General features: G+C 70.7%; 13 protein-coding genes. 7 read left to right on the top strand and 6 right to left on the bottom strand.

All coding sequences use genetic code 11. The features are described 5' to 3' along the window. Nucleotides 1-22: 22 nt before the first annotated feature. From Q7F20_RS09805 to Q7F20_RS09780, 6 genes are all read right to left on the bottom strand, one after another. Nucleotides 23-1,480: a sugar porter family MFS transporter gene (locus tag Q7F20_RS09805; RefSeq protein ID WP_305739913.1), complete on the bottom strand. Its 1,458-nt coding sequence runs from the start codon at nucleotides 1,478-1,480 to the stop codon at nucleotides 23-25. A gap of 129 nt (nucleotides 1,481-1,609) precedes the next feature. Further along, complete coding sequence (locus Q7F20_RS09800) at nucleotides 1,610-2,137, bottom strand: hypothetical protein (protein WP_305739912.1); 528 nt, start codon at nucleotides 2,135-2,137, stop codon at nucleotides 1,610-1,612. Between the two features lie 246 nt (nucleotides 2,138-2,383). Then, on the bottom strand, nucleotides 2,384-4,093 hold the full coding sequence (gene pgi, locus Q7F20_RS09795; RefSeq protein ID WP_305739911.1) for a glucose-6-phosphate isomerase: 1,710 nt from the start codon (nucleotides 4,091-4,093) through the stop codon (nucleotides 2,384-2,386). Between the two features lie 144 nt (nucleotides 4,094-4,237). Then, nucleotides 4,238-6,463, bottom strand: a complete 2,226-nt coding sequence (locus Q7F20_RS09790; RefSeq protein ID WP_305739910.1) for a cation-translocating P-type ATPase — start codon at nucleotides 6,461-6,463, stop codon at nucleotides 4,238-4,240. After that, nucleotides 6,460-6,678, bottom strand: a complete 219-nt coding sequence (locus Q7F20_RS09785; RefSeq protein ID WP_305739909.1) for a heavy-metal-associated domain-containing protein — start codon at nucleotides 6,676-6,678, stop codon at nucleotides 6,460-6,462. Before Q7F20_RS09785 ends, Q7F20_RS09790 begins: the two co-directional genes overlap by 4 nt. An 11-nt stretch (nucleotides 6,679-6,689) precedes the next feature. Next, the gene (locus tag Q7F20_RS09780; protein WP_305739908.1) at nucleotides 6,690-6,980 is read right to left on the bottom strand and encodes a metal-sensitive transcriptional regulator; all 291 of its coding nucleotides are present in this window, start codon (nucleotides 6,978-6,980) and stop codon (nucleotides 6,690-6,692) included. Nucleotides 6,981-7,072: 92 nt separating this feature from the next. Between Q7F20_RS09780 and Q7F20_RS09775 the strand changes: the two genes are divergently transcribed. The 7 genes from Q7F20_RS09775 to Q7F20_RS09745 all read left to right on the top strand — a co-directional run bounded on the left by Q7F20_RS09775 (nucleotide 7,073) and on the right by Q7F20_RS09745 (nucleotide 10,787). Next, on the top strand, nucleotides 7,073-8,260 hold the full coding sequence (locus Q7F20_RS09775) for a helix-turn-helix domain-containing protein (RefSeq protein WP_305739907.1): 1,188 nt from the start codon (nucleotides 7,073-7,075) through the stop codon (nucleotides 8,258-8,260). A 160-nt stretch (nucleotides 8,261-8,420) separates the two neighbouring features. Next, nucleotides 8,421-8,882: an Asp23/Gls24 family envelope stress response protein gene (locus Q7F20_RS09770; protein ID WP_305739906.1), complete on the top strand. Its 462-nt coding sequence runs from the start codon at nucleotides 8,421-8,423 to the stop codon at nucleotides 8,880-8,882. Beyond that, nucleotides 8,879-9,070: a DUF2273 domain-containing protein gene (locus Q7F20_RS09765; protein ID WP_070418041.1), complete on the top strand. Its 192-nt coding sequence runs from the start codon at nucleotides 8,879-8,881 to the stop codon at nucleotides 9,068-9,070. The genes Q7F20_RS09770 and Q7F20_RS09765 overlap by 4 nt, the downstream gene beginning before the upstream one ends. Next, entirely contained in the window at nucleotides 9,067-9,381 is a 315-nt protein-coding gene (locus tag Q7F20_RS09760; RefSeq protein WP_305739905.1) for a hypothetical protein, read from the top strand. The genes Q7F20_RS09765 and Q7F20_RS09760 overlap by 4 nt, the downstream gene beginning before the upstream one ends. A gap of 9 nt (nucleotides 9,382-9,390) precedes the next feature. Further along, nucleotides 9,391-9,966 (top strand): DUF6286 domain-containing protein, encoded by a 576-nt coding sequence (locus tag Q7F20_RS09755; protein WP_305739904.1) that lies wholly within the window; start codon nucleotides 9,391-9,393, stop codon nucleotides 9,964-9,966. Continuing rightward, entirely contained in the window at nucleotides 9,963-10,526 is a 564-nt protein-coding gene (locus tag Q7F20_RS09750; protein WP_305739903.1) for a hypothetical protein, read from the top strand. The genes Q7F20_RS09755 and Q7F20_RS09750 overlap by 4 nt, the downstream gene beginning before the upstream one ends. A gap of 87 nt (nucleotides 10,527-10,613) precedes the next feature. Continuing rightward, a complete protein-coding gene (locus Q7F20_RS09745) occupies nucleotides 10,614-10,787 on the top strand; it encodes a CsbD family protein (RefSeq protein ID WP_305739902.1) in 174 nt (57 codons plus the stop codon). Nucleotides 10,788-10,812: the final 25 nt, after the last annotated feature.

Raw genomic sequence — 10,812 nt, 5'->3', positions numbered from 1 at the left:
CCCGACCCTCTTCCGGTCGGGTCTACCGCCCCGCCTTCTTCGCGGGGACCGTGAAGATGTTGCCGGTGGTGACGCCCTCCTCGACCTCTTCCAGGGTGCGGCCGCGGCTCTCCGGGACGAACTTCCAGATGAAGAGCAGTGCCAGCACGCCCACGATCGCGAAGCCGAAGAAGGTGCCGGTGATGCCGGTCGCGGCCACGATCGTGGGGAAGTACAGCCCGAGGAACGCGTTCGCGATCCAGAGGCAGAACACCGAGATGCCCATGCCGAGCGCACGGATCTGCGTCGGGAAGATCTCGGAGAGGATCACCCACGTGGCGATGTTGAGGAACGTCTGCATGGAGCCCACGAACGCGACGACCAGGAACAGGATGACCCACGGGCGAGCCGGGTTGCCCTCGACGAGGGTCATCGAGGCGATGCCGATGAGGAAGTGGCAGACCGTCGTCAGCGAGTAGCCCAGGATGAGCGTCGTGCGCCGGTTGATCTTCTCCATGTTGTAGATCGCGATGACGCCACCGATGACCGCGATGATGCCGGGAGCGATGTTCGCGATGAGCGCCGCCGACTGCTGGAAGCCCGACTCGATGAGCACGGTCTGGCCGTAGTACATGATCGAGTTGATGCCGGTGAGCTGCTGGGCGACGCCGATGCCGGCGCCGATGAGCACGATGCGGATCAGCCACTTGTTGCCGAGCAGGGTGCGCCAGCCGCTCTGCTGCTGGACCTTCGCCTCGAACTCGTTCGAACGCTTGATGTCCTCGAGCTCGGCCTCGGCCCGTTCCTTCGAGCGGATCTGTCCGAGGACCTCGAGCGCCTCGGCGTTGCGACCCTTCGACGCGAGCCAGCGCGGCGACTCGGGGACGCGGAGCATGCCGATGAAGAGTGCGATCGCGGGGAGCGCGCAGACCGCGAGCATGACGCGCCAGACGCCGTTGCCCTCACCCCAGAGGTTGCCGATGATCGCGTTCACGACGAAGGCGGCGAGCTGGCCGATGACGATCATGAGCTCGTTGCGGCCGGACAGCGATCCGCGGATCTCGTAGGGGGCGAGTTCGGCGAGGAACACCGGGACGACCGTCGACGCACCACCGACCGCCAGGCCGAGCAGGACGCGACCGACCACCATCACGCCGAAGACCGGCGCGAAGACGCAGATCAGCGTGCCGACGAAGAACGTGACCGCGAGCAGGATGATCGTCTTGCGACGCCCCCAGCCGTCCGCGATCCGACCGCCGAGCATGGCACCGATCGCGGCACCGAAGAGCAGCGAGCTCGTGACGACACCCTCGGTGAGGTTCGTCAGGCCGAGCTCCTGCTTCATCGGCAGGAGCGCGCCGTTGATCACGCCGGTGTCGTACCCGAAGAGCAGACCACCGAAGGTGGCGACGAGGGCGAGGACGCCGAGGCGGCGGACGTGCGGTCCCTGTCCGACCGGCGGGAGCGGGACGCTCGGGGCTGTCGGTTTGATGTCGACCATGCGGGTGACTCCTTCGTCAGTGATCAGGCTGCATCGCTTGGAAGGATCGTAACCCGATTTCATGTCCTGTCAATCGGTCATGAAGACAACAGAACGATTGGATCGCTCCATGAAAGCCCTGGTCACGGATCACTCCGTGTCGCGGCCCGGTTCGTCGAGCACGTCCCCCAGCGAGGCCATGTCCGCTCCGTGGTCCGTGTAGCGCCGGACCGTGCGTCGAGCAGCGGCGCTCGCGGCACCCGAGAGTCGCGGGTTCTTCCGCGCGGCGTCGGCGACGCGTCCGGCGTGACCCGCGGTCGACAACAGGATGTTCGCGAGCGCCCGAGCGTCACCCGGTTCCGGCACGCCCGCGACCGTCCACGCCGTGCGGACCTGCTCGTCGGGCGAGACCCCGCGCCGCGTGCCCATCCGGTGCCAGTCCGAGAGCGAGCCCTCTGTTCGCGAGGCGGCACGGTCGGCCTCTCCAGCCCGCCGACGATCGGCGTCTCGCGCGGCGTCGTCAGCCGCCTCGCTCCGCTCGATCCGGTCCACGAGCCCGTCCGCGCGCTTCCGGACGAGCTCGGCCCGTTCCCGCGCGGCGGCGTCGTCACCGCCGGCTTCGGCGATGCGGGCGGCGTGCGCGGCAGCCGCCGCGGCGAGGATCTCCGAACGCTCCATGCACCGACGGTAACCCGTGCGGCCGACAGCGCCGCACACGAACCGCGCCGTGGCCTCGGCCCAGCTGCCACGGCTCGCGAAAGCGACACCCTCCCGCCTGGCGCCGACGCGCATCTGTCGCCTTCGCGAGAGGGACGCGCACCGAACCCGGGGACCTGTCGCTCTGGCGGCACCGACGCGACCAGCAGACGGACGGGAGGCGCGGTGCCGCCTGGCACCGCGCCTCCTGTCAGTCAGGTGCGTGCGTCACTCGCCGCGCAGCTCCAGGTACTTGGCGATGAGCGCCTTCGTCGAGGAGTCCTGCGCGTCCAGCGCAGCCTGGTCGCCGTCGACCGCCGGAGCGATCTGCAGCGCCAGCTGCTTGCCGAGCTCCACGCCCCACTGGTCGAACGAGTCGATGCCCCAGATGGTGCCCTCGGTGAACACGATGTGCTCGTAGAGGGCGATGAGCTGGCCGAGCACGCTCGGGGTGAGCTCCGGCGCGAGGATCGACGTCGACGGCTTGTTGCCCGTGAAGGTGCGGGCCGAGACGATCGCCTCGTCCGTGGTGCCCTCGGCGCGGACCTCGTCCGCCGTCTTGCCGAACGCGAGCGCCTTCGTCTGCGCGAAGAAGTTCGCGAGGAACAGCGCGTGCACGTCCTGTCCGGGCTGCACGGCCTTCCCGTCGCCGGTCTCGTCCTTCAGCGGACGAGCGGGCTTCGCGACCGTGATGAAGTCGGTCGGGATGAGCCGCGTGCCCTGGTGGATGAGCTGGTAGAACGCGTGCTGACCGTTCGTGCCCGGTTCCCCCCAGAAGACCTCACCGGTCTCGGTGGTCACGGGCGAGCCGTCCCAGCGGACGCGCTTGCCGTTCGACTCCATGGTGAGCTGCTGCAGGTACGCGGCGAAACGGTGCAGGTACTGCGTGTACGGCAGGACCGCGTGGCTCTGGGCGCCGAGGAAGTTCGAGTACCAGACGTTGAGCAGCCCCATCAGGACGGGGACGTTCTGCTCGAGCGGCGTGGTGCGGACGTGCTCGTCGATCGCGTGGAACCCGGCGAGGAACTGCTCCCAGTTCTCCGGGCCGATCGCGATGACGACGCTCGTGCCGATGGCGGAGTCGACGGAGTAGCGGCCGCCCACCCAGTCCCAGAAGCCGAAGGCGTTCTCGGGGTCGATGCCGAACGCGGCGACCTTGTCGAGCGCGGTCGAGACGGCGACGAAGTGCTTCGCCACGGCGTTCGACTTCTCGTCGTCGCTCGAGTCGGTCAGGCCCAGCCGCTCCCACAGCCACTGCCGCGCAAGGCGGGCGTTCGTGAGGGTCTCGAGCGTGCCGAAGGTCTTCGACGCGACGATGAAGAGCGTGGTCTCGGGGTCGAGGTCCGCGGTCTTCTCGTAGATGTCCGCGGGGTCGATGTTCGAGACGAAGCGCGCCTCGAGCCCGGCCTGCACGTACGGCTTGAGTGCCTCGTAGACCATGACCGGGCCGAGGTCCGAGCCGCCGATGCCGATGTTCACGACGGTCTCGATGCGCTTGCCGGTGACGCCGGTCCAGGAGCCGTCGCGGACCTTCGTCGCGAAGGCGTAGACCTTGTCCAGCGTGGCGTGTACGTCGGCGTCGACGTCCTGGCCGTCGACGACGAGCGCCGGCGAGGCACCCTTCGGGCGGCGGAGGGCGGTGTGCAGGACGGCGCGGTCCTCGGTGGCGTTGATGTGCTCACCGGCGAGCATCGCCTGGAAGCGCTCGGCGACGCCGGTGTCCTTCGCGACCTGCAGCAGGTCCTGGAGGATCTCGTCGGTGACGAGGCCCTTCGACAGGTCCACGGTCAGGTCGGCTGCCTGGAACGTGTAGCGCTCGGCACGACCGGGGTCGGTGTCGAACCACCCTCGCAGGTCCGGGGTGAAGCCGTCGGCGATCTGCGCCAGCTTCTTCCAGCCGTCGGTCGATGTGGGGTCGACGGGAGCGGATTCGGTCACTTGGGTCCTCCTGGGATCACCTTCAAGACGTACAAGCCCGCGGGTCACCGCAGCGCTGCGTCGCGGACCGTCTCCGAGCGTAGCGCCGTCCGACGGGTGGCGTGCACCGCTGGACGGCAGGCGCGGGTGCGTTCGCTGCGCGCGTCACCCGGGCAGCGGGGTGAAGCGGCGCAGGCGCAGGCTGTTCGTCACGACGAAGACGGACGAGAACGCCATCGCCGCTCCGGCGAGCACCGGGTTCAGCAGCCCCGCCATCGCGAGCGGGATCGCCGCGACGTTGTACGCGAAGGCCCAGAACAGGTTCCCCTTGATCGTCCGCAGGGTTGCTCGGGACAACCGGATCGCCTCGGCCACGACCGTCAGGCGGCCGCTGACCACCGTGATATCGCTCGCTGCGATCGCCGCGTCCGTGCCGGCGCCCATCGCGATGCCGAGGTCGGCGGCGGCGAGTGCTGCGGCGTCGTTCACGCCGTCCCCGACCATCGCCACGCGGTGCCCCTGGGCCTGCAGCCGTCGGACGGTCTCGAGCTTCGACGCCGGGGTGGCTCGCGCGTGCACCTCGTCGATGCCGACCTCGGCCGCGACGGCACGTGCAGCGCCCTCGTTGTCGCCGGTGAGCAGCACCGCGTGCAGCCCGAGCTCCGCGAAGCGCCGGACGGCACCCGCTGCCTCGGGCTTGACCGTGTCCGCGACGACGACCACGCCGAGCGCCCGTCCCGCCGTCGCGACGACGACCGCCGTGCCGCCGTCCGCCTCGGCGTCACGGACCGACTGCGCGACGGCGGCGGGCACCGTGACCGCCCACGACGCCTCGAGCCAGTCGACGGTCCCGACCAGGACGACCTCGCCGTCGACGACCGCCTGGACGCCGGCACCGGGGGTCGCGGTGAACTGCGTCGCACCGAGGACGTCGAGCCCGCGGGTCCGGGCCGCGGTGACGATCGCCCGTGCGACGGGGTGCTCCGAGCCGTCCTCGACCGCGGCGGCGAGCCGGAGGACGGCGTCGTCGTCGACGTCGGGCGCAGCGGTGACCGAGCGGAGGGCCATCGACCCGGTGGTGACGGTGCCGGTCTTGTCGAGGACGATCGTGTCCACACCGTGGGTCTGTTCGAGGGCTTGCGGACCGCCGATGAGGATCCCGAGCTGCGACCCCCGCCCGGTCCCGACGAGGAGCGCCGTCGGGGTCGCGAGCCCGAGCGCGCAGGGGCAGGCGATGATGAGCGTGGCGACCGCTGCGGTGAAGGCCGCCGTCAGCGAGCCGCCGACGACGAGCCAGCCGACGAAGGCCAGCACGGCGAGCCCGATGACGATCGGGACGAAGACGCCGGAGACGCGGTCGGCGAGGCGCTGGACCTCGGCCTTCCCGGTCTGCGCGTCCTCGACGAGGCGGGCCATCCGCGCGAGCTCGGTGTCGGCGCCGACACGGGTGATCGTGACCACGAGTCGGCCGCCGACGTTGATCGTGGCACCGGTGACGTCGTCGCCGGGGCGGACCTCGACCGGGACGGACTCGCCCGTGAGCATGCTGAGGTCGACGGCTGACGACCCCTCGCGCACGGTCCCGTCGCTCGGGATCCGCTCCCCCGGCCGGACGACGACCACGTCGCCGACCACGAGCGAGGCAGCGGGCACGCGCGACTCGGAGTCCCCGCGGAGCACCGTCGCGTCCTTCGCCCCGAGTTCGAGGAGGGCGCGGAGCGCTGCGCCGGACTGCTGCTTCGCGCGGGCCTCCATGTAGCGTCCGGCGAGGATGAACACGGTCACGGCGGACGCGACCTCGAGGTAGAGGTCGCTCGCCTCGGGGTCGGTGGCGAACCACGAGAAGGTCATGTGCATGCCGGGCATCCCGGCGTCGCCGAGGAACAGCGCGTACAGCGACCAGCCGAACGCGGCGAGGACGCCGACGCTCACGAGGGTGTCCATGGTCGCGGCACCGTGCCGGGCGTTCACGCACGCGGCACGGTGGAAGGGCAGGGCTCCCCACACGGCGACGGGGGCGGCGAGTGCGAGCGTCAGCCACTGCCAGTTCGGGAACTGCAGCACGGGCACCATCGACAGGACGACGACAGGGACGGCGAGGACGGCCGAGACGACCAGACGCTGCCGGAGGGCTGTGGACGCGTCGTCCCCGCGGGGAGCGGCGGGCTCGGCCGGTGTGGGCGGGGCGGGCACGGAGGCCCCGTACCCGGCCGATTCCACGGCCGCGATGAGCGCGCCGGTGTCCGAGCTGCCGGAGACCGTGGCCTTCTCGGTCGCGTAGTTCACGGTCGCCGTGACGCCGGGGAGCTTGCCGAGCTTCCGCTCGATGCGGTTCGCGCACGAGGCGCAGGTCATCCCCGTGATGTCGAGTTCGACGACGCCGTCGGTCACGACCGCACGACCTCGTAGCCGGCCTCGGTGACCGCGGCACGGAGGGCCTCGGGCGCCACCGGGGCGTCGGACGTCACCGTGACCTCGGACTCGCCGCCGGGGACGAGTCGCACGCGGACATCGGACACGCCGTCGAGCTCGGAGAGTTCCTCGGTGACGCTCATCACGCAGTGGTCGCAGGTCATGCCCTCGACGAGCAGCAGTTCGGTGTTCATGGTGGTTCCCTTCAGGAGCGGACGAGTCGGGCGATGGCGTCGCTGGCTTCGCGGACCTTGGCGTCGGCAGCGTCGCCGCCCTCGGCCACGGCCTCTGCGACGCAGTGCTTGAGGTGGTCCTCCAACAGCGACAGCGCGACACGCTCGAGCGCACGGTTCGCGGCGGAGATCTGGGTGAGGACGTCGATGCAGTACGTCTCGTCCTCGACCATGCGGGCGATTCCGCGGACTTGGCCCTCGGCGCGACGGAGTCGCTTGAGCAGGTCGTCCTTGTCGCCGATGTAGCCGACGTGTTCGTGCATGCTGGCCTCCGTCGTGGTCGGTACGGTACCCCCCTAGGGTATAGCCCCGCACTGTCGACGCAACCCTCGGACCTGCGTGCGATGATGCGCCCATGACCGAGACGGCGACGAACGGATTCCGCAGGCTGCGGTTCGCCGACGCCGACGGCTCGGACTACTCCGACATCTTCGAGGCTGAGTACCACGGCTCGGCCTTCGCTTCGGAGACCTTCGCGACCGAGGACACCCGCTACGAGTACACGGTCGTGGGGGACGACGACCTGACCCTCCGCACGATGCGCGCCGAGGGCGGCAGACGCGGCGGGGTGATCGGCCCGCGGGACGACCACGTCGTGTTCTGGCTCACCAAGGGCCAGCTCGAGATGCACTTCGCGGACCGTTCCCGCGTGGTCGAACCGGGGAGCCCGTACATCGCCTCGGCGTCCGAGGCCTACCGCTTCGAGTCGACGGGTACCGTCTACAACGGGGTGCACATCGCCGACCGGTTCCTCCGCGAGGTCGGGCGCGACCTCGGCTTCGCGCTGCCCGACGGCCCGCTCCTGTTCGACCAGCAGGACGAGGCCGTCGCCCGCCAGGAGCCGCTGCGGCACCTCGTCCGCGACATCGGTCCGATGCTCGTCGACGACCGGGTGCTCGGACCGATGCGGACCGCGCTCAACCGACGGCTCGCCGTCGTCGTCCTCGACACCTTCCCGATCCGGAACCGTGGATCGGACGTCCCGGTCGCGAACCGGCTGCGCGACGCGGTGCGGTTCATCGAGGAACGCGCCGTCGACCGTCCGTCGGTCCCCGACATCGCCGCCGCGTGCGGACTCAGCCAGCGCGGACTGCAGGACGTCTTCGCGCGGACGCTCGGCTCGACACCGCACCGGTTCCTCCGCGACCACCGACTCGACCGCGTCCGGCGCGAACTGCTGCGAGCGGACGGCCACGAGAGCGTCACCGAGATCGCCCGACGGTGGGGCTTCACGAACCACGGCCGCCTCGCCGTCATGTACCGCGACCGGTTCGGCGAGGACCCGGCCGCGACGCTCCGCGCCTCACGCGCTGCCGGGCCGGGCCGCGCCTCCTGGCGGCTGCGCCGCGCCGTCGCGTTCATCGAGTCGCACCCGGACGAGCGCCTGACGCTGCAGGCGATCTCGGACGCGGCCGGCGTCCGTCCGCGTCGGCTCCAGCAGCTCTTCCTGGAGGAACGGGGCGAGTCCCCGATGACGGCCGTGCGTTCGATCCGCGATGCTGCAGAGCGCAACCAGGCGGACGGAAACGGCGCCGGGAACTGAGCGTCCCGGCAGCCGGGGTACGTGGAACCGGCGTTTCCGCCGCTCCACTGGAAAGTTCCTGAATCCGATCACTGCCGTGTGACGAACGTCTGGTGAGCCCCGTCTCATCCGTGAACAGCAACCGCTGGGAACGCCCGGCGGGACAACGGAAGGAACGAACATGGCTGACACCACGACCACCACCCCGGCCACCACCGCCACCGCGGCGGGCCGCGCCGCCGCCACGACCGGCAGCGTGACCGGCAAGACCGTCATCGACGACACCGTCGTGTCGAAGGTCGCCGGCATCGCCGCACGCGAGGTCAACGGCGTGCACTCCCTCGGCAACGGCGCCGCACGGGCCATCGGCGCCATCCGCGACGCCATCGGCCAGCGCGACTTCGGCCAGGGCGTCAAGGTCGAGGTCGGCGAGAAGCAGGTCGCCGCGGACATCGTGATCGTCGCCGAGTACCCGGTCGCGCTGCAGCAGGTCGCGGACGGCGTCCGTGCCGGTGTCGCCCGTGCCCTCGAGCAGATCGTCGGCATGGAGGTCGCCGAGGTCAACGTGACCGTCCAGGACGTCTACATCCCGGGCGACGACGACGACAAGGACGACGAGAAGAAGGAAGCGCGAGTCGCATGAGCAACACACTGATCGGCGCCCTCATCGGGGCCATCCTCGCCGTCGTGGCGCTGCAGTTCGGCTTCTGGGGCTTCGTGCTCGTGGTCGTGTTCGGTGCCGTCGGGGCCCTCGTGGCCGCGCTCGTCACCGGCCGCATCGACCGCGGTGCCCTCGCCGACGTGCTGACCGGACGCCGGAGCTCCCGGTGAGCGCCGGCCCGGACGTCCCGGGCCGCGTCGAGATCACCGCTCGCGCACTGACCTCGCTGGCGCGGGCCGTCGCAGCCGAACGGCTCGGCGCCCCCGCCAAGCGGGTGCGGGTCGGACTCGGCGACGCGTCCGGCGCACTCGCCCTCGACATCACCGGTCCCATCCGGGCGGGCGACGACATCGTCACCCGATCCGCCCGGGTCGCCGAGGAGGTCAAGGGTCGCGTGGGTGAACTCACCGGCCGCCGCGTCGGCAGTGCCCACATCGAACTCACGGGGATCGTGCGCGAGCGCGAGTCCCGGATCGCCTAGGAGGCCACCATGAGCAACGGTTCCGTCGAACGACGCATCCGTCGTCGGAGCGTGCACCGCTCCCGCTCCACCGCAGTCGCGGTGTCGCTCGTGGTGCTCGCCCTGGTGGCCGCCTGGATCGGCACCGAAGCGGTCCTCGCCGGCATCGGCCGGCCCCCGCTGATCGCCGATCCGCAGACCGTGGTCGACGCCGCGCTCCGCCCGGACGCCGCGTTCGTCACGATCGCCGAGGTGATCGCCGTCGTCCTCGTGGTCCTCGGTGTGGTGCTCGTGGTCCTGGCCCTGAAGCCCGGCCGCCAGCACCGTTCCGTCATCGACCACGACCGCGGCGCCGTCGTCATCGACACCCGCATCCTCGCGTCGACGGCCGCCAACGCTGCCGGCATGGCCGCGCGCGTCCCCGAGGGCAACGCGTCCGCCACCGCGCGCGGTCGGAAGACCCACGTCCGCGTGGTGCCCGTCAGCGGGATCCCCGTCGACGACGCCGTCGTCCGCGACGCCGTCCGGGACCGCCTGTCGGGTCTGGACGAACGCTTCGGCCGACGGGTGACCGTCACGGTCGAGGAGAAGGGAACCCTCGCATGACCAAGAGCAACCGGACCCTCAACCGGATCATCCTCTTCATCCTCGGCGTCGTCGCGATCGTCGTCGGTGTGGTCATCGGAGCGGGAGTGCTCCCGGCCGTCCGCGACGCGATCTCCGGCTCCGTCGAACTCCCCCGCAGCCTCGACGTGCCCGCGTCGTCGCTCTGGATCGTCGTCGCGGCCTGTGCCGTGGTGATCGTCCTCGCGCTCGTGTGGGTGTTCACCCGCGGCGGCGGCGGCACCTCCGTCGCCGTGCGGGAACGCTCCGGCGACGACGCCGTCACGGTCAACGTCGCGCTCGTCCGTGACGTGGTGGAACACGAGCTCGACGGCGTTCGGGACATCGTGGGCTCCCGTGTCGACACGTACCTCGTCCGACGACAGCGTGCTGCTCGGATCCGCGTCGCGGTCCGCCGCGGCGGTGACGCCGTCACCGTCCTCGATGCCGTCGACCGAGCCGTCGCCGTGCTGGACCGGACCCTCGGTCGCCAGGTGCCCGTCCTCGTGCACCTCACCGGCGGAACCCGTTCTGCCCTCGCGAAGTCCACCCGCGTCCACTGACGGCCGTCAGGCGGACTCGACCCGGGCCTCCCGGCCCACGAGATCACCATCAACCGGGCGCACGCCCGACCGGAGAAAGGAACCGTCATGGGACTCGACGACAAGATCAAGAACGCTGCGCAGGACCTCGCCGGCAAGGCGAAGGAAGCGGTCGGCAAGGCGACCGATGACGACTCGAAGGTCGCCGAGGGCAAGAAGGACCAGGCCGCCGCCAGCGTCAAGCAGACCGGCGAGGACGTCAAGGACGTCTTCGGGAAGTAGGACGCACGAACCGTGTCGGGGCACT

It is taken from the genome of Curtobacterium sp. A7_M15 (genome assembly GCF_030705415.1).
GTDB lineage: Bacteria > Actinomycetota > Actinomycetes > Actinomycetales > Microbacteriaceae > Curtobacterium.
This window is presented reverse-complemented; position numbering and strand designations above follow the sequence as displayed.